Origin of the sequence: Flavobacterium aquidurense, from assembly GCF_001404985.1 — a bacterium.
In the GTDB taxonomy this organism is placed as follows: Bacteria; Bacteroidota; Bacteroidia; order Flavobacteriales; family Flavobacteriaceae; genus Flavobacterium; species Flavobacterium aquidurense_B.
On the sequence record NZ_JRLF01000012.1, the window covers coordinates 679,018 to 702,046 of the forward strand.

Annotated in this window: 20 protein-coding genes and 1 other RNA gene; 14 read left to right on the forward strand and 7 right to left on the reverse strand. The window is 33.0% G+C overall.

Going from position 1 to position 23,029, the window contains the following annotated elements; translation table 11 throughout:
- Positions 1-9: 9 nt before the first annotated feature.
- The 7 genes from RC62_RS14765 to RC62_RS14795 all read left to right on the forward strand — a co-directional run bounded on the left by RC62_RS14765 (position 10) and on the right by RC62_RS14795 (position 7,088).
- Positions 10-1,134: an N-acetylmuramoyl-L-alanine amidase gene (locus RC62_RS14765; RefSeq protein WP_055096743.1), complete on the forward strand. Its 1,125-nt coding sequence runs from the start codon at positions 10-12 to the stop codon at positions 1,132-1,134.
- Positions 1,135-1,184: 50 nt separating this feature from the next.
- Positions 1,185-2,150, forward strand: a complete 966-nt coding sequence (locus tag RC62_RS14770; RefSeq protein ID WP_055096480.1) for an MlaD family protein — start codon at positions 1,185-1,187, stop codon at positions 2,148-2,150.
- 5 nt (positions 2,151-2,155) lie between these two features.
- Positions 2,156-3,490: a (Fe-S)-binding protein gene (locus tag RC62_RS14775; RefSeq protein ID WP_055096482.1), complete on the forward strand. Its 1,335-nt coding sequence runs from the start codon at positions 2,156-2,158 to the stop codon at positions 3,488-3,490.
- A 131-nt stretch (positions 3,491-3,621) separates the two neighbouring features.
- A complete protein-coding gene (locus tag RC62_RS14780; protein ID WP_055096484.1) occupies positions 3,622-4,413 on the forward strand; it encodes a (Fe-S)-binding protein in 792 nt (263 codons plus the stop codon).
- A gap of 95 nt (positions 4,414-4,508) precedes the next feature.
- Complete coding sequence (locus RC62_RS14785; RefSeq protein ID WP_055096487.1) at positions 4,509-4,991, forward strand: hypothetical protein; 483 nt, start codon at positions 4,509-4,511, stop codon at positions 4,989-4,991.
- A 505-nt stretch (positions 4,992-5,496) separates the two neighbouring features.
- The gene (gene bshA, locus RC62_RS14790; RefSeq protein WP_055096489.1) at positions 5,497-6,633 is read left to right on the forward strand and encodes an N-acetyl-alpha-D-glucosaminyl L-malate synthase BshA; all 1,137 of its coding nucleotides are present in this window, start codon (positions 5,497-5,499) and stop codon (positions 6,631-6,633) included.
- A gap of 26 nt (positions 6,634-6,659) precedes the next feature.
- The gene (locus RC62_RS14795) at positions 6,660-7,088 is read left to right on the forward strand and encodes a protease complex subunit PrcB family protein (protein ID WP_055096490.1); all 429 of its coding nucleotides are present in this window, start codon (positions 6,660-6,662) and stop codon (positions 7,086-7,088) included.
- A gap of 185 nt (positions 7,089-7,273) precedes the next feature.
- On the opposite strand, the gene RC62_RS14800 is transcribed toward RC62_RS14795, so the two are convergent.
- Complete coding sequence (locus tag RC62_RS14800) at positions 7,274-7,771, reverse strand: hypothetical protein (RefSeq protein WP_055096492.1); 498 nt, start codon at positions 7,769-7,771, stop codon at positions 7,274-7,276.
- Between the two features lie 153 nt (positions 7,772-7,924).
- Positions 7,925-8,749 carry a UDP-2,3-diacylglucosamine diphosphatase gene (locus RC62_RS14805; RefSeq protein WP_055096494.1) on the reverse strand — a complete coding sequence of 275 codons (825 nt, stop codon included), beginning with the start codon at positions 8,747-8,749 and terminating at the stop codon, positions 7,925-7,927.
- Positions 8,750-8,937: 188 nt separating this feature from the next.
- Between RC62_RS14805 and aroC the strand changes: the two genes are divergently transcribed.
- The 3 genes from aroC (at position 8,938) to RC62_RS14820 (ending at position 13,651) form a co-directional block, all read left to right on the forward strand.
- On the forward strand, positions 8,938-9,996 hold the full coding sequence (gene aroC, locus RC62_RS14810) for a chorismate synthase (protein WP_055096496.1): 1,059 nt from the start codon (positions 8,938-8,940) through the stop codon (positions 9,994-9,996).
- A gap of 52 nt (positions 9,997-10,048) precedes the next feature.
- Positions 10,049-11,329, forward strand: a complete 1,281-nt coding sequence (locus RC62_RS14815) for a dicarboxylate/amino acid:cation symporter (protein WP_055096497.1) — start codon at positions 10,049-10,051, stop codon at positions 11,327-11,329.
- Between the two features lie 135 nt (positions 11,330-11,464).
- The gene (locus RC62_RS14820) at positions 11,465-13,651 is read left to right on the forward strand and encodes a response regulator (RefSeq protein WP_055096499.1); all 2,187 of its coding nucleotides are present in this window, start codon (positions 11,465-11,467) and stop codon (positions 13,649-13,651) included.
- Here the strand turns inward: RC62_RS14820 and RC62_RS14825 are convergent.
- Both RC62_RS14825 and RC62_RS14830 read right to left on the reverse strand, forming a co-directional pair.
- On the reverse strand, positions 13,648-14,898 hold the full coding sequence (locus tag RC62_RS14825) for a DEAD/DEAH box helicase (protein WP_055096501.1): 1,251 nt from the start codon (positions 14,896-14,898) through the stop codon (positions 13,648-13,650). The genes RC62_RS14820 and RC62_RS14825 overlap by 4 nt on opposite strands.
- 132 nt (positions 14,899-15,030) lie before the next feature.
- The gene (locus RC62_RS14830; RefSeq protein ID WP_055096504.1) at positions 15,031-16,068 is read right to left on the reverse strand and encodes a formimidoylglutamase; all 1,038 of its coding nucleotides are present in this window, start codon (positions 16,066-16,068) and stop codon (positions 15,031-15,033) included.
- A 98-nt stretch (positions 16,069-16,166) separates the two neighbouring features.
- Here RC62_RS14830 and RC62_RS14835 point away from each other — a divergent pair, with 98 nt between their 5' ends.
- The gene (locus RC62_RS14835; protein ID WP_055096505.1) at positions 16,167-17,045 is read left to right on the forward strand and encodes a hypothetical protein; all 879 of its coding nucleotides are present in this window, start codon (positions 16,167-16,169) and stop codon (positions 17,043-17,045) included.
- A 179-nt stretch (positions 17,046-17,224) separates the two neighbouring features.
- Here the strand turns inward: RC62_RS14835 and hutI are convergent, their stop codons facing one another.
- A complete protein-coding gene (gene hutI, locus RC62_RS14840) occupies positions 17,225-18,463 on the reverse strand; it encodes an imidazolonepropionase (protein ID WP_055096508.1) in 1,239 nt (412 codons plus the stop codon).
- 92 nt (positions 18,464-18,555) lie between these two features.
- Complete coding sequence (locus RC62_RS14845) at positions 18,556-19,608, reverse strand: glutaminyl-peptide cyclotransferase (protein ID WP_055096510.1); 1,053 nt, start codon at positions 19,606-19,608, stop codon at positions 18,556-18,558.
- Positions 19,609-19,696: 88 nt separating this feature from the next.
- On the opposite strand from RC62_RS14845, the gene ffs reads away from it, so the two are divergent.
- Positions 19,697-19,794, forward strand: an RNA gene (ffs, locus tag RC62_RS22780) — signal recognition particle sRNA small type.
- Positions 19,795-19,961: 167 nt separating this feature from the next.
- Positions 19,962-20,765 carry an SDR family oxidoreductase gene (locus RC62_RS14855; RefSeq protein WP_055096515.1) on the forward strand — a complete coding sequence of 268 codons (804 nt, stop codon included), beginning with the start codon at positions 19,962-19,964 and terminating at the stop codon, positions 20,763-20,765.
- Positions 20,766-20,791: 26 nt separating this feature from the next.
- Here RC62_RS14855 and RC62_RS14860 read toward each other — a convergent pair whose 3' ends face one another.
- The gene (locus RC62_RS14860) at positions 20,792-22,099 is read right to left on the reverse strand and encodes an ATP-binding protein (protein WP_055096517.1); all 1,308 of its coding nucleotides are present in this window, start codon (positions 22,097-22,099) and stop codon (positions 20,792-20,794) included.
- Between the two features lie 267 nt (positions 22,100-22,366).
- Between RC62_RS14860 and fsa the strand changes: the two genes are divergently transcribed.
- Entirely contained in the window at positions 22,367-23,023 is a 657-nt protein-coding gene (gene fsa / locus RC62_RS14865; protein ID WP_055096519.1) for a fructose-6-phosphate aldolase, read from the forward strand.
- Positions 23,024-23,029: the final 6 nt, after the last annotated feature.

Genomic DNA, 23,029 nt, shown 5'->3' on the forward strand with positions numbered 1-23,029 from the left:
TTTACATTTATGAATAGATTTAACACAATTAAAGTAATATTTACTTTTTTTCTCACGATATTGTCTTTTTCTGCCTATAGTCAATCAAATGTTTTTAAGGTAACACTTGATGCGGGACATGGTGATCATGACTTTGGAGCTGTTTATAGCGGGCGGATTGAAAAAAATATTGCTTTGGCTATTGTTTTAAAAGTTGGAAAAATTTTAGAAGCGAGTCCAAACGTTAATGTTATTTATACGCGCAAAACAGATGTTTTTATCGATTTGGTCGAAAGAGCCAATATTGCGAACAGGGCAAATTCAAATATTTTTGTTTCTATTCACTGTAATGCAAATAAAAATACTGCTGCAGACGGAACAGAGACCTATGTAATGGGTTTGAGTAAAGTAGCATCGAATCTTGAAGCGGCGAAAAAAGAGAACTCGGTAATTACCTTAGAGAAAGATTATAAACGAAAATATGAAGGTTATGATCCTAACTCGCCGGAATCAATGATAGGAATGACCCTAATGCAGGAAGAATACCTTGATAACAGTATCTCATTAGCGAGTAAAATTGAAGATAATTTTGAAAAACTAGGTAAGAAATTAAGACAAGGCGGAGTAAAACAAGCACCATTTATGGTACTTCATAAAGCTTATATGCCAAGAGTATTAGTTGAAACGGGATTTGTTTCTAATACTGTTGAAGGAAATGTTTTAAACTCAGAAGAAGGGCAAGATGATATTGCAAAAGCAATTGCAGAAGCTATTTTAAGTTATAAAAGAGAGTATTTTGGTTCAGGTAATACTGAAATGACAGAGGCAAGACCGGCAAAAGATACTTCAACCCCAACTAAAACAAAGGTTGTAGAAACTGCAGCAGCCAAGAATGCTCCAAAAGGAATCTTCTTTAAGGTACAGCTTATTGCCAGCATTAAAAAAACGCCGCTGGAACCTAAAAACTTTAAAGGCTTGAAAAATGTAACAATGTTATACGAAAATAACATTTACAAATATTTCTATCAGGAAACTTCAAATTATGAAACTGCTAAAAAATATTTGGAAGAAGCTAAGGATAAAGGATATGGAGCCGCTTTTTTAATTGCAAATAAAGACGGAGAAAAGATCAGTATTCAGGACGCCATTAAATAATAGCCACAAGTTCGAATATTTATATTAATTTTGTACAAACACTAAGAATTTTGAAACTAACAAGAGAAATTAAAACGGCTATTTTAGTCATCGCGTCAATCTTATTATTTATTTGGGGCTACAGTTTTTTAAAAGGCAAAGACCTTTTTACAAATTACAAGACATTATATGTAGAATATGATAATGTTGAGGATTTGTCAGCATCAGCACCCGTTACCATAAATGGACTTTCAATTGGTAAAGTAAGTAAAATTACAATTAACGAATTAACAGGTAAACTATTAGTTGAGCTTCAATTAAAAACAGATTTTCCTATTTCAAAAACAAGTAAAGCTGCTTTGTATTCGCCAAGTCTGATTGGAGGAAAACAGATCAAGATATTACCAAATCTGGCTGATAAAGATCCGGCTGTTGAAGGACAGACTTTAGAATCTGCAGTAGAATTGGGATTAACTGAATCTTTGGGAGGTAAAATTGAACCTATTCAGCAAAAATTAGATTTAATGCTGCTAAACATTAATACGCTGGTATCCGGATTAAATAATGTTTTAGATAAACAAGGACAGGAAAATCTAAAAAAATCATTGGCAGAATTGAGCCAGACTATGGAGCAATTTCATAGAGCTTCAGGAAGTTTGAATTCTATTTTAGATACAAACAAAGGTCAGATTAACGGAGTGGTGACAAACTTTAATAAAATGTCAAGTAACTTCAATAAGATATCTGATTCCTTAAATAAGGCTGATTTAGGAAAAACAGTTAGAAATTTAAACCAGACTTTAGCTAAAGTAGACGGTATAATGAGTAACTTAAATTCAGGAAAAGGTACTGCAGGAAAATTATTAAATGATGATGCTTTATATAATAATTTGTCTAAAACTTCAAAAGAGTTAGAGTTATTATTGCAGGATGTTCGTTTATACCCAACACGTTATGTAAATGTTTCTCTTTTTGGAAAGAAAAACAAACCATATGTGGCACCGACAGAAGATGCAAATTCAACTACTAAAAATTAATTAGAATGAGTTATTTAGATAATATTTTATTCGCTATCCTTCTTATAGTTGGTTTCGGTTTTTTTGCATCGAGCGTAAAAAAAATCATCCGAAACATTAATTTGGGAGTAGATGTAAATCGAAAAGATAATTCTAAAGCACGTTGGAAAAACATGGCAATGATTGCTCTTGGGCAATCTAAGATGGTAAAACGTCCTGTAGCTGGAGTGTTGCATATCGTTGTTTACCTTGGTTTTATAATCATAAATATAGAATTACTTGAAATCATCATTGATGGTTTGTTTGGTACACACAGAGTTTTTGCTTTTTTAGGAACTGCTTATGATGTACTGATAGGTTCTTTTGAAATATTAGCGCTTTTGGTTCTCGTTGCTGTATCAGTATTCTGGATCAGAAGAAATATCATTCGCTTAAAACGTTTTATTAATCCTGATTTAAAAGGATTCCCTAAAAGCGATGCCAATTACATCTTGTATTTTGAGATGGTATTAATGACATTGTTTTTATTGATGAATGCGTCTGATTTGCATTTGCAAAATGTTCCGGGAGGATTTTCGCATTTTCATAAAGCAGGAAGTTTTCCTGTAAGTCAGTTTATTGCACCAATCTTTAATGGGATGTCTAACGAGTTGGTAATGTTATTATCAGAGGTATTCTGGTGGCTTCATATTGCAGGTATTCTGGTTTTTATGAACTATTTATACTTCTCAAAACACTTACATATTTTATTGGCTTTCCCAAATACTTATTTTGCAAACTTAAATCCGGAAGGACAGTTTGATAATCTTGAATCAGTTACAAAAGAGGTAAAGTTGATGATGGATCCAAATGCAGATCCGTTTGCGGCTGCTCCGGTTGATGAAAATGCTGCGCCAAGTAAATTTGGAGCTAGTGATGTTCAGGATTTAAATTGGGTTCAGTTATTAAACGCATATACTTGTACAGAATGTGGTCGTTGTACATCATCTTGTCCGGCGAACCAGACAGGTAAAAAATTGTCTCCTCGTAAAATTATGATGGACACAAGGGATCGTCTGCAGGAAGTAGGAAAAAATATTGATGCCAATAAAGGAGTTTTTATTCCTGATAATAAAACATTATTAAACGATTATATTACTACGGAAGAATTATGGGCATGTACATCATGTAACGCTTGTGTAGAAGAATGTCCGGTAAATATTAGTCCGTTGTCTATTATTATGGATATGCGCCGTTATTTAGTGATGGAGCAAAGTGCTGCGCCAATGTCATTGAATGCTATGATGACAAATATTGAAAATAATGGTGCGCCATGGCAATACAATCAGCAGGACCGATTAAATTGGAAAAACGAAAATTAAAAAGGTTTAATTGATTAATTTTTAACCGTTTAATCGATTAAATAAAAATAATTTCGGTTTTAGTTTTTGTTCATTGCTAACATAATGCGATTAAGCAAATTAACGATTAACCGATTTAACAACAGAATAAGATGTCAGAAAGTTTAGTAGTACCAACAATGGCAGAAATGCTGGCCGAAGGAAAACAACCAGAAGTTTTGTTTTGGGTAGGTTGTGCGGGAAGTTTTGATGATAGAGCAAAAAAAATTACAAAAGCATTTGTGCGAATCTTAAATCGTACTAATGTTTCTTTTGCGGTTCTTGGTACAGAAGAGAGTTGTACCGGAGATCCTGCAAAACGTGCCGGAAATGAATTTTTGTTTCAGATGCAGGCCATGATGAATATCGAGGTTTTGAATGCTTATGAAGCTAAAAAAATCGTTACGGCTTGTCCGCATTGTTTTAATACTTTAAAAAACGAATATCCTGAATTAGGAGGTCAATATGATGTAATTCATCATACAGAGTTTTTAAAGTCTTTAATGGATGACGGAAGACTTACTGTTGAAGGTGGTCAGTTTAAAGGAAAGAAGATCACTTTTCATGATCCTTGCTATTTAGGAAGAGCCAATAAAATTTATGAAGCACCAAGAGATTTAATCGAAAAACTTGATGTAGAATTAGTTGAAATGAAGCGTTCTAAAGCAAACGGATTATGTTGTGGTGCAGGTGGGGCACAAATGTTTAAAGATGCTGAACCAGGAAACAAAGAAGTAAACGTATTGCGAACAGAAGATGCTCTGGAAGTAAAACCGGATATTATTGCAGCGGGATGTCCGTTTTGTAATACGATGTTAACTGATGGTATTAAACACCAGGAGAAAGAAGGGCAAGTTAAAGTAATGGATATTGCTGAATTAATTGCTAATGCGCAGGATTTGTAAATAAGTTTCTGAGTGGCTAAGTTGCTAAGGTTCTAAGTTTTGAACTTGATGCTTTTTCAAATCTAAAATCAACAATCTAAAATCTAAAATTAAAAATGTATATACCTTTTGAAGATTTACCTGGTGAATCCAGAATTTGGATTTATCAATCAAACAGAAAATTTTCTGAGGAAGAATTTTCTGAAATAGAAACTGATCTGAAAGCTTTCGTTGAAGGTTGGGCAGCACACGGAACAAGTTTAGAAGCTTCATATCAACTAAAATACAACCGATTCATTATTTTGGCTGTAAATCAGGATGTACAAGCTGCAACTGGTTGTTCTATTGATAGTTCAGTGGAGTTTATTCAGGGTTTAGAGAAAAAATATAACGTTGATTTGTTAGATAAAATGAACGTTACTTTTAAACTTGGTGAACATATTGCACATAAACCATTAATCGATTTCAAGAAAATGGTTAAAGATAAATCGGTTTCAGAAAATACGATTGTCTTTAATAATTTGGTGAATAATATCGAAGAATACAATGAATCCTGGGAAGTTCCTGCTGCCGATAGCTGGCATAGCAGATTTTTCTAAGAACAATTTATATAATATTTGAAAGGCATGAAATTTAGATTTCGTGCCTTTTTTTGTTGTAACTGGTGATTTTTTATCACAATCTTTGTCATTCCGAGGAACGAGGAATCTCCGTTGCAAGATCGACAAAGATTGACTTTTCTTTGCGGAGTTTCTTGTGAAGATTCCTCGTTCCTCGGAATGACAAAGATTGTGTAAAAGAACTTTGTCGAAGTTTTAAACTTTGACAAAGTTGATCAGCAAATGCTCTTATAAAAACTAAAACCTCTAATCTAGCCCCGATGGGAGCGATATCCTTTTTTGCCGGGGTTCGGCAGAAAAGATATAGCGGACAGCGGGACAACTGGTCTTTTGAAAATTAATTTTTCTGCTTCTGATAAAATTTAGAGGATTAAAAAATCTAACAATCTAATAATCTGATAAATCTAATATTCACAAAAATCTAACAATCGAAATCTTCGAATAACGCTATTTTTGAGTACTTTCGTAGTATTAAATTTAATACATGAAAATAGCAATAGTTTGTTATCCAACATTTGGTGGTAGTGGTGTAGTTGCTACAGAACTAGGCCTCGAATTAGCCAGACGCGGACACGAAATCCACTTTATTACTTATAGTCAGCCAGTTAGATTGGCGCTTTTAAATCCTAATGTTCATTATCACGAAGTAAACGTTCCTGAATATCCTCTTTTTCATTATCAGCCTTATGAGTTGGCTTTGTCAAGCAAATTGGTCGATATGGTTAAATTGTATAAAATAGAAGTTCTTCATGTGCATTATGCTATTCCTCACGCTTATGCGGGTTATATGGCAAAGCAAATGCTAAAGAATGAAGGAATTAATCTTCCAATGATTACAACGCTTCACGGAACTGATATTACGCTGGTTGGAAATCACCCGTTTTATAAACCGGCAGTAACTTTTAGTATCAATAAATCTGATTATGTAACTTCTGTTTCGCAGAGTTTGAAAGATGATACTTTGAAATTATTCAAGATTAAGAATAAAATCAAGGTAATTCCAAATTTTATCGAATTGGATAAAATGAGAAAAGATCCGCAACAACCTTGTCATCGTTATGTGATGGCGAAGGAAAATGAGCGTATCATAACACATATCAGTAATTTTAGAAAGGTAAAACGTATTCCGGATATTATTAAGATTTTCTATAATATCCAGAAAGAAATGCCTGCAAAATTAATGATGGTAGGGGATGGTCCTGAAAAAGAAAAGGCTGAAGCTTTGTGTATGGAATTGGGTATCTATGACAAAGTGATTTTCTTTGGAAACAGCAATGAAATTGATAAAATTTTATGTCTTACGGATTTGTTTTTACTGCCGTCAGAAACAGAAAGTTTTGGTTTGGCTGCTTTAGAAGCAATGGCATGCGGTGTTCCTGTGATTTCGAGTAATTCAGGTGGTTTACCGGAGGTTAATTTTGAGGGCATTTCCGGATATTTGAGTAATGTTGGAAATGTTGAAGAAATGGCTTCTAATGCAATTAAAATTCTGAAAGATGATAAAACGTTAAGTGAGTTTAAAGCAAATGCCTTAGAAGTTGCTAAAAAATTCGATATCAAAAATATCTTGCCTAAGTACGAAGCTTTGTACCAAAGAGCAATTGACGATTATAAAAATTAGAAACAATAATTTTAAAGTATACGTAAATGAAAAAAGTAATTTCGGTTTTAATAGTTTTTGTTTTGATTTCCTGTGGAGCAAAAAAAACATCAGATTCAGGTTCTAAAATTTTGTATGAAGTTCTGACCGAGCAATCTGACGGAGGCGGAAATATTAAATTTTTTGAGATTTTGACGGAACCTAATGAAATCAAAATGTTAGAAAACGATCCGCTTTTATCCTCTAAAATGAAGCATGATGATATTAGTAATTCGAATTATGTTATTTTAAACATGGGTGAGAAAAATACTGGAGGTTATTCTATTGGCGTTGAAAAAGTAGAAGAAACAGACAAGAATATTATCATCACGGTTAAAGAAATAAATCCTGCTCCTGATGCAATGGTGATGCAGGTGATTACGTATCCTTATACAGTTGTAAAAATACATTCTAAAAAAGAAATTATTATTAAGTAGTTATATAAAGATGTTAGATGTTAGAAGTGAGATGTCAGGCTGAGCGAAGTTGAAGCCCGTTTTACCTCTTAAACCCTTCTCCCGAAGCCTCGGGATCGCTGAGGGTGACGATAGTAGCAAAAACAAAAAAAAATCCTGTCGCATTAAACGACAGGATTTCTTTTACAATTATTTTTTATTTTTATTTAGAATCTAAACTTAACGCCTAAACCAACGTCAAATCCAAAATTGTCATCGTCATAGTATCCAGAACCAATTTCCGGTCTTGCATCTAATGATAATGTAATTGGCGCTTCGCTAAATCTATATTCTATACCGATGTCTCCGGCAGCAAATACATACGTTCCGCTGTCGTTATATTTGAAATTGTTTGAATAGTAATCATGGTCCCAGGCAGCAATACCACCACCAACACCAGCATACCAGTTAAAACCTCCGTCGATGTTCCAAACCCATTGGTAAAGAGCAACACCTTTTATGGCGTCTACATCGCTGCTGTTTCTCCAGCCTAAATCAAATTCTAATCTGTTTTTTTGGTTTAATCCTAATTGATATGATACTTCTCCTCCAAATCCGTTATTGTCTCCTAAACGCAATCCTAAAGCGTTTTTAGAAATTTCTTGTGATTGAGCCGTAAACGCTAATCCTAATAGCATAAGGGCAGATAAAATAATCTTCTTCATAAAAATGGTTATTAATTTTTTTCAAATGTACTGTTACGTGTAATTTTCAAACGTATATTATTATTGAAAATTGTTATATAATTCACATTTTGAACCTCGTTAAATACCAATTTAAAAAAGATTTTTCTTTGAATGCTAAGGCTTGGTTGGGGTTTATTTTTTAAGAATAATAGACGAAATTAATTGAGAACTTAAGATATCTTCCATTTCAAAAAGATTTTCTTCTTCGGTAAAATTACTTTCAGCGTATGAATATAATTTCCATCGTTTTTTATGGTATTCTAATGCCGTAAGATTTTCGACCCAATCGCCGGAGTTTAAATATAAGGTAGAACCGTGTTTGTTTTCTTTAGTGATAATTTTTGGTTCATGAATATGTCCACAAATTACATAATCGTAATTTTTTTCGATTGCTAAATCTGTTGCTGTAGTTTCAAAGTCAGAGATAAATTTAACCGCTTTTTTTACGCTTGCTTTTATTTTTTTAGAAAAAGAATACGGTTCACGGCCCAATTTTGCCAAGCACCAATTTGCGAAACGATTTGTCAGAATTAGATAATCATATCCTAAACCACCCAATTTTGCGATCCATTTTGAATGTTGTACGGAAGCATCAAAAACGTCTCCGTGAAAAATCCAGGCTTTTTTATCGTCCAGTTCTAAAACTAATTTATCTACTAAAGAAAAATTTCCCATGTTCATATCGCTGAACTTTCTAAGAATCTCATCATGGTTTCCAGTAATATAATACACTTTTGTGCCTTTTGAAGCCATCCCGATAATGCGTTGAATGACTCTTAAATGGGCTTTTGGAAAGTATGATTTGCGAAATTGCCAGGCATCAATAATATCTCCGTTTAAAACGAGTGTCTTAGGTTTAATGCTTGATAAATAGTTATTTAGCTCTTTTGCGTGACTTCCGTAAGTTCCCAAATGGACATCTGAAAGAATGACCAATTCGACATTTCGTTTTTTCAATTTTTCTTTTTTTGAAGTTTAACAAATAAAAGAATCTCTGCTTGGATTTATTTTATCAAAAGGTTATCAATTTAGCTACAATTTTAATAAATTGTGATTTTTAAACTACTTAACCTTTACTTAATAATACTAATTTTAAATTTTTTAATTTAATTCATAAAACTTACATTTGCTCAAAACAAATTACAATGGCAGGAAATAGCTACGGCACCCTATATAAAGTAACAACATTTGGAGAATCTCATGGTGAAGCTTTAGGCGGAATTATAGATGGTTGTCCATCAGGAATTGAACTTGATTTAGAAGCAATTGAACTTGAAATGTCCCGCAGAAAACCCGGACAGTCAGCAATTGTAACACAACGTAAAGAACCGGATGCAGTGCAGTTTTTATCTGGTATTTTTGAAGGTAAAACTACCGGAACACCAATAGGTTTTATTATCCCAAACACCAATCAAAAATCGGATGATTACTCTCATATAAAAGACAATTACAGACCAAGCCACGCTGATTATGTCTACGACCAGAAATATGGTTTTCGTGATTATCGCGGTGGAGGTAGAAGCTCTGCAAGAGAAACCGCAAGCAGAGTAGTTGCCGGCGCAATTGCAAAGCAAATGTTACCGGAAATTAAAATTAATGCTTACGTTTCGTCTGTTGGACCAATTCATTTAGATACACCATACCAGGATTTGGATTTTTCTAAAATAGAAAGTAATCCTGTTCGTTGTCCGGATGAAAAATCAGCCGCTATCATGGAAGAATACATTCGTGATATCCGCAAACAGGGAGATACCGTTGGAGGTATTGTTTCATGTGTGATTCAAAATGTTCCGGTTGGTTTAGGCGAGCCTGTATTTGATAAATTACATGCTGAATTAGGTAAGGCAATGCTTTCTATAAATGCGGTAAAAGGTTTTGAATACGGAAGCGGATTTTCAGGTTCTGAAATGAAAGGAAGCGAACACAATGATTTATACAATCCGGACGGAACTACAAAAACAAATCTTTCAGGAGGAATTCAGGGCGGAATAAGCAATGGTATGGATATTTATTTCAGAGTAGCCTTTAAGCCTGTTGCCACTATTATGCAAACTCAGGATTCATTAGATAATAAAGGAAATATTACACCAATGACCGGAAAAGGACGTCATGATCCATGTGTGGTTCCACGAGCTGTGCCTATTGTTGAGGCTATGGCAGCAATTGTTTTGGCTGATTTTTATTTGATCAACAAAACATATTAATAAAAGTTAAGGCAGTGAGGGCTTAACTATTTTAATCTAAAAAAATAAATTAATGCAAGTTACAGAAACTAAAAAAAAATCATTTCTTAAAGGGTTAACAGGGCAAATTATAATTGCAATGGTACTTGGGGCAACTCTTGGAATTATTATTCATAATTCAATTTCACAAGAGGCGGCATTATCATTCAGTAATAAAATAAAAATGCTTGCCACTATCTTTATCAGATTGGTGCAAATGATTATTGCTCCTTTGGTATTTACCACTTTAGTAGTTGGAATTGCAAAATTAGGAGATATAAAAACAGTTGGAAGAGTTGGAGGAAAAGCTCTTGGATGGTTTTTTACAGCTTCGTTTATATCATTATTAATAGGATTGTTTTATGTGAATATTTTACAACCCGGAGTAGGTTTAAAATTAGATCACGTCGATATGGCTGCTGCATCTGAAGTTACGGCTAAAACAAAAATATTATCTGTTGAAAATTTCGTAGAACATATTGTGCCTAAAAGTATATTTGAGGCAATGGCAACCAATGAAATTTTACAAATTGTAATTTTTTCTATCTTTTTTGGTTTAGCCGCAGCTTCGTTAGGAAGTACGGTAAAACCAATTATAAATGCTTTTGATAAAGCGTCTCACATTGTTTTAAAAATGGTGAATTATGTAATGAATTTTGCTCCAATTGGAGTGTTTGGAGCCATTGCAGGGGTTTTTGCTATTCGAGATGCAGAAGAATTAATAATTACCTATTTTAAATTTTTCGGATCGTTTTTAGTCGGAATCAGTACATTATGGGTGGTTTTGATTGCGGTAGGTTATATCTTTCTTAAAGGTAGAATGACAGAGTTATTAAGACGTATTATTGGTCCTTTGGCTATTGCTTTTGGTACAACAAGCAGTGAAGCGGTATTTCCTAAATTAACAGAAGAATTAGAAGATTTTGGTGTTAAGGATAAAATTGTAGCATTTATGCTGCCATTAGGTTATTCGTTTAACCTTGACGGGAGTATGATGTATATGACTTTTGCCAGTATTTTTATTGCTCAGTTTTATGGCGTTCACTTGGATTTAGGAACACAAATGGCGATGCTTTTGGTTTTAATGTTAACCAGTAAAGGTATTGCGGGTGTGCCAAGAGCGAGTTTGGTTATTGTTGCAGCTACTTGCGGAATGTTTAAAATTCCTGTAGAAGGAATTGCATTAATCCTGCCTATTGATCACTTTTGTGATATGTTCAGAAGCGCTACAAACGTTTTAGGAAATGCATTGGCAACATCTGTGGTAGGAAAATGGGAGGATGATAAAGACTTAGGAGAGACTTCTATAGACTAATTTTTTCTTGTTTTTTCATTTGAAAAAAATTAGAATATTTACCAAAATTTAAATAAATAAAGAAAAGCTGTATTTTTATATGAAATACAGCTTTTTTTTATTTTTAAGTGTATATTTGATAAAATTAGCCTATTTATGCCCCGAATAAGGATCTTTTTATTAATTTTTTTATTTCTGAATTGTTTTGCCAATTCGGCAATTGCGCAATCGGATTCAATGCCTGATGATAAGATCGCAAAACTTGTCAAGCAAGCCTGGAATGATTATAAGGACTCTAATTTCGAAAAATCATTAATTACTTCAAGAATTGCTCTCAATTACGCTACAGCTTCAAAAAATGATTATTTAATAGCAAAATCATACAAGATCATTGCTGGTAATTATAGCGAATTATCAGAGTTTGATAAGGCTATTTTCTTTTATAACAAAGGAGTCTACTACGCTAATAAAACACAAAACGATTCTATTAAATACAGCCTTCATAATAATCTGGGGAATATTTATTGTTTCGAAAAAAAGCAATTTAATAAAGGAATCAATTACTATAAAAAGTCTATAGCTTATAGTTTAAAAATTAATGACATGAGCCAGGTCTATTTTACAAACGTAAATATAGCCTGGGCTTATTTTGATATTGGTAAATTTAAAGAAGGATATCCTTATCTCAAATTTGTTGGAAATAATGTCGAAAAATATGGTGATGAATCGACAGAAATTATTGTTAATATGCTTAACGGAATGTATTCCAGTTATCTGAATGATAATGAATCAGCGAATGTGTTTTTTTTGAAAGCCATAAAATCAGGAAAAAATAGCGATGAAAAATCAGATCTTTCTTTTGCTCATTTAGAATACTCAAAATTTTTGACGAAAATTAAAAATTACAAGGAAGCTTATGAAAACCTGTCTGCCTATAATAAAATTACAGCGGAATTATACAATGAAGAAAAACTTAAGAAAGCTTCTATTGCCGGATTTAATCTGGAATTAGATGAATATAAAAGACAAATAGATAAAATCGAGAATGAGAAAGACTCACAATATCAAAGTCTGAAAAAATCCAGAATTATTGTCATTTTGTTTGTACTGATTTCTTTAATTCTTCTTTTTCTGATTATTACTTTGGTTAAAAACATCAGATTTAAGAAAAAACATAATTTAGAGCTTTTAAAAGCAAAAGAAATTGCAGAGGAAGCCTCTTTGCTCAAAACTCAATTTATTTCGACTATAAGCCACGAATTGCGTACTCCGCTATATGGTGTGGTTGGTATTACAAATATGCTGCTCGAAGAACATAAAGAATTATCAAGAAGCCAGCATTTGAGCTCCCTGAAATTTTCAGCCAGATATTTGTTGTCACTGGTAAATGATATTCTTCAAATTAATAAAATTGAAGAAAATAAAGTGGTACTTGAAAATTTGACTTTTAATATTTCTGATGAAATTACAATGATCAAGAATTCACTTTCTTTTTTGTCTCAAAAAAACAACAATAAAATTACAGTGTCAATCGATTCGGATATCCCGGAATATCTGATTGGAGATAAATTAAGGTTAGCACAGATTTTAATGAATTTAGTGAGTAATGCCTTGAAATTCACTAAAGATGGTGAAGTTGAAATTATAGTAAAATTAAATAGGATAGAGGAAAAAATATATTTCCTGGATTTTCTTATCAAGGATAATGGCGTTGGAATTGCGATTGTAGATCAGGGTAAAATTTTTGAAAAGTTTGTTCAGGTAGGCAGAAAAGATGAAGATTATCAGGGAACAGGATTAGGTTTGAGTATTGTAAAAAGATTGTTAGGCCTTTTTGGAAGTACAATTAGCTTAAAAAGTGATATTGGCGAAGGAACTTCTTTTTCGTTTATTATCCCTTTTGAGCATGATCCTGAAAAAACCAAAAATATCATAGCTGAGATAGAGGTTGACTTAACATCAAGTGAGGTTTATAAAATACTGATTGTAGAGGATAATTTGATCAACCAGCTGGTAACAAAAAAAATCATCGAAAAAAACAATTATATCTGTAAAGTAGTTGATGACGGTTTTGCTGCTTTGGAAATTCTTGAGAAAGAAAATTTTGATCTTATTTTAATGGATATCAATATGCCTTTGATGAATGGATTTGAAACGACTAAACGAATTCGTCTAAAAGATATAAAAACACCAATTGTTGCTTTGACTGCTTTTGATAAAGATGAAATTACAGATGAGGCAATTTCTTCCGGAATAAATGATATCATCATTAAACCTTTTGAACCTGTTAAGCTGTTTAAAATTATAAGTTACTTAATACAAGAAGCAAAAAACGTTGGTTAATACCAACGTTTTTTATTTTGCTTAGAAGCATTTGATTTTCTTGATTTGTGAGCTCCTCCGCTTCGGTTTGAGTTTTTAGGTTTCTCTTCCGTTGCTTCAGGACTTCCTGCGTGCCATTGATAAGGATGGTCTGTAATGGTTTTTACATCTACTTTTATCAATTTCTGAATGTCTTTCCAGTACGGATGTTCGTCTTTACTGCAAAATGAAATTGCGATTCCGCCATTTCCGGCACGACCTGTTCGCCCAATTCTGTGCACGTAGGTTTCCGGTATATTTGGTAAATCAAAATTGATTACAAATGGCAATTGATCAATATCAATTCCTCTTGCTGCAATATCTGTTGCGACAAGAACACCAACTTCTTTATTTTTAAATGCATCTAAAACGCGTTGTCTTGCATTTTGTGATTTATCACCGTGAATTGCTTCAGCAGGAATATCTTTTTTACGCAATGCTTTTACAACATTATCAGCTCCGTGTTTGGTTCTTGAGAAAACCAATACGTTTGATAAATCCTCATTTTTTATAAGATGATATAATAAATTTCTTTTTTCTGTTTTCTCAACAAAATAAACGCGTTGTTCTACGTTTTCTGCAGTTGAGGAAACCGGAGAAACTTCAACCTTTGCAGGATCCTGCAAAAACATTTCGGCTAATTCGCGAATTGCAATTGGCATTGTTGCAGAGAACAGTAAAGTTTGTCTGTTTTTAGGCGTTAGTTTTACGATCTTTTTTACATCGTTTATAAAACCCATATCCAGCATTTGATCTGCTTCGTCTAAAACCAAAGTGTGCAAATGATCGAGATCAAGAAAACCTTGTTTTTGTAAATCAAGCAATCTTCCTGGTGTTGCTACCAAGATATCAACTCCGTTTTTCAGCGTATCTACTTGTGGATTTTGTGAAACTCCACCAAAAATTGTCAATTGGGTTAAGTTCGTGTACTTTGCATAAGTATCAAAACTTTGTCCAATCTGAACTGCTAGTTCACGTGTTGGAGTAACTATTAGGGCACGAATTACTTTGGCTTTTTTTGATGAACCTACAATTCGGTGTAATTGATGTATGATTGGGATTGCAAATGCAGCAGTTTTTCCTGTACCTGTCTGGGCACAACCAATTAAATCCCTTCCTGCTAAAACAATCGGAATAGATTGTTCCTGAATAGGAGTGGGGTTTAGGTAGCCTTCTTCAAATACGGCTTTTTGTATACTTTTTGAAAGGGATAAATCTTCGAATAACATATCTTAGGTATTAAGAATTTAGTTTTAATTACTAAAATTCTGTGCAAAGATAGGTTTATTCGACCAATCGTTTATTTGATTCTTGTTTTATTTGCCAAATGAGCTAATTTTCAGCCATTCAACTTTTAATAATTATTCTTTTTCATTATTAGCCTTGATAAAATCAGTCACTAAATAGCCAATTAATTTACCAATTAAATTGTTATTTGGAGAATCTGCTAAATCGGGCGCTCCTTCGCAAATGTGTAAATATGCAGCATTTCTGTGTTGCCCGAAGAAGGAAACAAACTGACGTAATTCTTCGACTGAAAATCCGCTGATAGTCATGGCGCTGCTCGCAATATTAGGAATTGCATCCAGATCGATTTCAATACCAAAAGAATCTGTTTTTATAAATTCAAGTGCTAAAGCCATCTCCCTGTTAAAATCTTTTTCCTTTCGGATGTTGACACTGTCATAAGTATTGTATCGAACTCTGTCTTCTAATTTTTTTATGATATCCAGAACACTTTTTGATGTGTAGTTTTCATGCAGGCCAAAAATGAAGTATTTTTTTAAGAAACCTTCTTCGTAAGCATATGAAAAACCGTTCCCGCTATGGCGGCCTTCAAGAATCCTGAAATCAGAATGGGCATCAAAATTAATAGCGTTTATAGGTTTTCCTTTGGCTAAAGCCGAACCTTTTATATTTCCGTAAGCATTGTTATGACCTCCGCCAATAATAATTGGTGTTTTCCCTGCTTTTATGATATTAAATATAATATGTGAAACTTCTTTGTCAATTTTTTCGACAAGCTGACTTAATTTTGACCGATCATCAATATCATTAAAATCAAGATTTTCGACATCACGCATTTCTTCCGCAACATTAATTTGTCCTAAAACAATAATCTGACTTCCTTTAGAAAAACGATTGTGCTGAATGTTGGCAATACTTTTTATGGCACTTTCCCATGCTGATGCTGCGCCGGGTCTTCCGTAATTTGCGCGCACACCAATATCTTCCGGAATTCCCAGGAGTACATATTTAGCTTCACTTTCTTTCAAAAAGTTAATTTTATCAGCTCCTTTCGGAATGATAATCATCTTTTCGCCAAACTTTATTTCACCGCTTCGATGATTTGTGACTTTTGCTAAATCATTAATAGTAAAAGGGATTAATTTCTCCATGAAAAAATTTTATTTTCCAAAAATAATATAATTGTATTAACTTACGTTATTACCTTATATTAATTCTTAAATTTGTTTTAAAGAAAATTTTTTTAAATATGGAAAACCCAAAGAACAACAACTCAAGTCTAAAAGCGGTAATCGCAGTTTTAGCAGTCCTACTTATTGGTAGCTTAGTGTATATTTTTAAATTATCGTCTGATACTGATACAGTTAAGACTGAACTTACAACCACAATGACAGAGAAAGATTCTGTTATGAAAGATTTGCAAGAGTTAAAAGCGACTTATGATGCTGCAATTGCTGAAAATACTTCTATGTCTGATGAATTAATTCAGGAAAGAGATAAAGTAGTAGCTTTAATGGATGATTTGAATAAATCGAAAGGTGATGTATCTAAATACAGATCACAAGTTCAGGCAATGCAAGGAAAAATGAAGACTTTGGTTGCTGAAAACGATGAATTGAAAAAGCAAAACGGTACTTTAACAGTTCAAAGAGATAGTACAATTGTAGTTTTAGGTGAATCTAAAAAGTATAATGAAGTATTAGTTGGTCAAAACGAAGAATTGGCTAAAACTGTTGAAAAAGGAGCTAAATTATCAGTTCTGAATACTAAAACAGCTGCTTATAAATTAAAAAGCTCAGGAAAACAAATTGAAACTGATAAAGCAAGCCGTGCTGATGTTTTGAAAGTTAGTTTTACAATTGCTGAAAACCAAATTGCTAAATCAGGGGATAAAACCTATTATGTACAGGTTATCGATTCTAAAAACAATGTTTTAGGAGAGAAGAAAACAGAAAGTTTTGGTGATAACACTTTAACTTACAGTTTTAAAACAACTGTTAAATATGAAAATAAAACAGTAAATGTTAGTGAAGATTTACCGGGTAAAGATTTTGCTAAAGGTGCTTATTTTATCAATGTTTTTGATAATGATGAATTAGTTTCTAAAACTAGTTTTAACTTAAGATAACACCAAGTCGTTTTAGGCAATAATACCACTAAAATATTAAAGGTCTGTGAAGTTTTTCACAGACCTTTTTTTATGGCATAATGCGAATCATGGGTTGAGCTCTGCCTTTAGGTATTCAATATTGGTAGAGAACAGTATAGTGGATGAATTACAGTGCTGTAAGTATGCAATAATTAATTTTATTTTAAAATTTCACCTTCAATAAAGACGCTTTCAATCAAATTGCTTCCAAAAGCGTATGGAATCTGGTAATAAGATGAAATTGGTTTTGTGAGGATCAGGTTGGCTTTTTTACCTTTTGTGATGCTTCCGTGGGTTTCTGAGATTCCCATTGCATAGGCGCCGTTTATAGTTGCTGCGTTTATGGCTTCTTCAGGAGTCATTTTCATTTTGATACAAGCTGTTGCAACGACAAAGTTCATGTTTCCGGATGGAGTAGAGCCTGGATTAAAATCTGTTGCTAATGCTAACGGAAGTCCCGCTTTTATCATTTCACGGGCAGGAGTATATGGAATACTTAAAAAATAAGAACATGAAGGTAATGCTACAGGCATTGTTTCTGTGTTTTTTAAAGCTTCGATATCTTCCGCTTTCATAATTTCAAGATGATCAACAGAAAGGGCTTTATATTTAATTCCGGCTTGTATTCCTCCAATAGAATTAAACTGATTAACGTGAATTTTTGGACTTAAACCGGATTCTATTCCAGCCTGCATAATTTTTTCGGTTTCTTCTACAGAAAAATATCCTGTTTCACAAAATACGTCAACATAGTCTGCTAAATTGTTTTGAGCAATTTCAGGAATCATTTGATTTATAATTTCATCTATATAACCACTTTTATTGTCTTTATAGTGCAACGGAAAAGCATGTGCGCCCAGAAAAGTAGCTTTTATGGTAATTGGGTAATTTTGATCCAGTTTTTTTATAACACGAAGCATTTTCATTTCGCCTTCGATTGTTAATCCGTAACCGGATTTAATTTCTACAGCTCCGGTTCCTAAATGCATGACTTCTTCTAGACGAACTTTTGATTGTTCATAAATTTCATCTTCTGTAGTTTCATTGAGTTTTTTAGCCGAATTTAATATTCCGCCACCACGATTGGCAATTTCCTCATAAGTAAATCCGTTGATCCTGTCTACAAATTCCTGTTCGCGATTGCCGGCATATACAATGTGTGTATGACTGTCACACCAGGATGGTAAAACAATTTTACCGGTTGCATCAATAACCTTGTCAGCTTTAATTTCTGGAAGATTTTCCATCGAACCAAAATCATGAATCAAATTGTCTTTTAGAATTAAAAAAGCATTTTTTATAGTAGGAAGAATTGCCATTTCAGGACCTGAAACTTTAGAAACAGAAGTTTCGCGAACCTGAAGCAGTTCTTTTATGTTTGTAATTAATGTTGTCATTGTTGATATTGTTATAAAACACAAATTTCACAAATTATCACGAACTAATCCGTGAAATCTGTGAAATTCGTGTTTTTGTTTTTTTTGTATTTTTATTCTGAAACCGTAATTTCGAACATTTTGCTCCAGTTTTTACCAGTTACAAAAATGGTTTTGGTTTTAGAATTGTATGCGATTCCATTTAAAACATCATCAGTTGTAATATCATTCATGGATTTACGTAGCTCTGACAGATTTAAAATTCCTTCAACTGCTCCATTTGCTGGATTTACGACAGCAATAGCATCTTTAAACCAAACATTGGTATAGATTTTTCCGTTAATCCATTCCAGTTCATTGATAGATTTAATTTTTGAAGCCCCTGAATAAACATTAATATAATCAACCATTTTTTGAGTTTGCGGATCTACTTTCCAAATTTTTTCAGTTCCGTCAGTTTGATAAATATGTTTTCCATCATTTGTCATTCCCCAGCCTTCAATATCTTTTTCAAAATCAAAGGTTTTTTCCAGTTTTAATGTTTTTGCATTATAGATAAAGCCTTTTTTGTTTTTATAAGTCAGTTGAAACAATTTGCCATTTATAAAGGTGATTCCTTCTCCAAAATATTGTTTGTCAAGATCAATTTGTTTGAAAATTTTTCCTGTTTTATAATCATATTTTTTTATAAATGAAGCGCCTTCTTGTCCGGTACTTTCGTATAAAGTATCATTGTAAAATTCAAAACCTTCTGTAAAAGATTTTTTATCGTGAGCATATGTATTGACAACTTTATACTTTAATAATTTTGGTTCTATATTCGAAACTAATTCGATTCGTTTGGTAGCATCAGATGAATCAGATCCAAAATAAACTGTAGCTTTTATATATTGATATCCTAGTCTTTGATCTTTTAATGCAAAATTAAATTTTTCAGCACCTTTTATGCTTCCCACTTTTTTATCGTTAACGAAGTAAACAATGCTGTCGATTTCTTTCGAATTAGGGTTTAAAATTCCAATAGAAACTGCTTTTTCTTGTGTAAAATGTGCCGGAAAAGCAGAATCATCGATAGTAAACAAAGAATTTTCACCTTTTTTTGTATCTCCACATCCAATTAATGTGATTCCTAATAAAATGACAGTTAGGAAGTTATATTTTTTCATAGTTAAAAATTTGAATAAGCCAATATACGACGATATTTTTATAGCAACAAAGGTCTTGCAAAAATATAAAAAGATTGTATATTTGCACCGGCAAGTCCTACACGACCAGCTCCTGCAGACTCCCCCAGGATGGGAACATAGCAAGGGTACGTGGTTGAGCGGTGCGATGTAGGTCGCTTGCCATTTTTTTATTCCCGATGTTTCGGGATTTTTTTTTAGAATTAATTTAAAAGTAGTCTTCCTTATGGAGGATTTTTTTATTTTTGGAACTTCGTAAAGTTAAAAGTGATTGGTAGGAGGTTGAAAATTTTCCTCAATAACCAACTCATAACTCAAAACTCATAACTGTCACAATGAATAAAGTCGTTTTAATTACCGGAGGATCTTCAGGGATTGGAAAATCAATTGGAGAATTTTTACATAAAAAAGGTTTCTTAGTATATGGAACGAGCAGAAATCCTGAAAAAGTTCTTAATTCAATTTTTCCGTTAGTGGCTTTAGATGTTCGAAATGCAGACTCTATAAAGGCTGCTGTGAATAAAATTATTGCTAATTCTGGCCGATTAGATGTTGTAATTAATAATGCAGGTGTTGGAATTACAGGACCTCTTGAAGAAATTCCAACAGAAGAAATCAAGAATAATTTTGAAACCAATTTTTTTGGGCCAATTGAAGTTATGAAAGCGGTTCTGCCGCAAATGAGAGAACAAAAATCAGGCTTGATTATTAATATTACCTCGATTGCCGGTTATATGGGTTTGCCATATCGTAGTGTTTATTCGGCTTCAAAAGGAGCTTTAGAATTAATTACGGAAGCGTTGCGTATGGAGGTAAAATCATTTGGAATTGAAATTACAAATGTAGCGCCGGGAGATTTTGCAACAAATATTGCGTCAGGGCGTTATCATGCGCCGGTTATACCTGGTTCTGCTTATGAAAAAGTATATGGAGAAACGCTTTCGACAATGAATGAACATGTTGATGCAGGAAGTAATCCAAATGAAATGGCTGAAGCGGTTTATAAAATTATGCAGCAAAAAAAGCCAAATGTGCATTATAAAGTAGGGGCTTTTATGCAAAAATTTTCAATTGTATTAAAGCGCGCTCTTCCAGATAAAGTTTATGAGAAGATGCTAATGAATCATTATAAATTATAATAATTTGACTGGAGCAAAATTTGAAATTATTCTACAGGAATAAAAATTTCAAATTTTGCTCCTTGATTTAAAATTCCTTCTGCCTTAATAAAACCGTTGTGGTTTTCTACAATTCGTTTTACTATTGTAAGTCCAATTCCGGTACTTTTAAGTGGTTTTGTATGTAGGGCCTGAAAGAGACCAAATATCTTTTCGTTGTACTGCTGATCAAATCCAATACCATTATCAGAAATCGTTATTTTGTAATATTTGGTAAGCGGAGAAAGCTTTTCGAGCTCTCCATTTGTTATTTTTGCTGCTACTGTTATGATTAAATCTCGGTCAGGACTTGCAAATTTCAATGAATTGCTGATTAGATTATATAGTAATTGTCTAAATTGAAATTCAATTACAGACAGTTTTCCTAATGGTTGTATATCAAAAACTACATTTTTATTATCAAATTCATCTGTAAGGTCTTCAATGACATCTTTGGCTATTTGATTTAAGTCTTTTAATTCAAATTTTCTGTCGTCAAATTTTGTCTTGGAATAAATTAAAAGATCACTAATCAGGTTTTGCATTCGATATGCTGACATTTTGATTTTATGAAATGCAGTTTTTCCTTTTTCAGATAAATTATCCGCTTCTTCACGTTCGATTGTATCTGTAAAAAGCTGAATTTTACGCAAAGGTTCCTGAAGATCGTGACTTGAAATATAGTTGAAGGCTTCTAATTCGCTGTTCATTTTTTCAAGTGAAATATTTTTCTGAAGAAGTTTTTTCTCTATATCCGAATTTAATTTTTGAATTTCCTTTTTTTCAACTTCTGTTTTCTTTAAGAGGTTGTTTTTTTCTTTTAAAGCTATTTCGTTCTCTGTTTCCTGTTCAATTGCAGTTAGGTGAAATGCGATAAGGTCTGCAAATAAATTGAACATTTCGCGGACTTTAAATTCCTTCAGGCTATTTGGTTTTGGGTCAATAGCGCATAATGTTCCAAAGAAGCTACCGTCCTTACGTATAATTGGGACAGAAATATAACTCTGCAGTTTATACATTGCAGGTGTATGATGGTTGTGGTATTCCGGATCTTCGCTTACGTTATCAATAATTACTGCTCTTAAGTTTTTTCTAATATCGTCGCAGATTGTGGTTTTTAATTGTAATTCGTCTCCCGGCTTTAAGCCAAAATGAACATTGTCCTGAACGCTGCAAGTAATCCATCTATCGTCTGTAACTCTTGCTATAGCCGCAAAACCCATTCCGGTAGTCTGACAAATAACGTTAAGTAAAGTAGGAACAATTGTAATGTTCTCAATGTTAATTATATCTTGTTTGAAATGATCTTCTAGCACTTTTTTTGGGGAAATTTTAATTTTTTAAAAATACAAAAATAAAATTAGCTTTTATATAAATGTTTTTATAAGGATGAATTTGTGATATTTAGAATTATTTTTTTAGTTTTTTATTTTATGGAAATTATAAATTGTAATTTTGCACCGAATTTGCGTGAGGGATAGAGGTGGTATCCTTTTGTGAAGTGGAACGGAACAAAAGATAAAGCCGAAAGCCCGGCCCTTGGGACACGCCCAAAGTAAGAACACAATTAAATAGATATAATTATGAAATTTTTTATTGACACAGCTAATTTAGCTCAGATTAAAGAAGCACAAGCTTTAGGTGTTTTAGATGGTGTAACAACTAATCCGTCATTGATGGCGAAAGAAGGTATTACCGGAAAAAACAATATCTTAAAGCATTATGTTGACATTTGTAATCTTGTTGAAGGAGATGTTAGTGCTGAAGTAAATGCGCTGGATTTTGATGGAATGATCAAAGAAGGTGAAGAATTGGCTGAATTGCATGAGCAAATCGTAGTTAAATTACCTATGACAAAAGAAGGTGTAATGGCTGCAAAATATTTCTCTGATAAAGGAATCAAAACTAATGTAACGCTTGTGTTTTCTGCAGGTCAGGCTTTATTGGCTGCAAAAGCAGGAGCTACTTACGTTTCTCCTTTTATTGGTCGTTTGGATGATGTTTCTACAGATGGTTTAAATTTGATCGAAGAAATTAGATCTATTTATGATAACTATGGTTATGAGACTCAAATTTTGGCTGCTTCAGTACGTCACACAATGCATATTGTAAATTGTGCTAAAATTGGTGCTGATGTTATGACTGGGCCTCTTTCTGCAATTTACGGATTGTTGAAACACCCGTTAACAGATATTGGATTGGCTCAGTTTGTAGCTGATTTCGAAAAAGGTAACAAGTAGTTTACT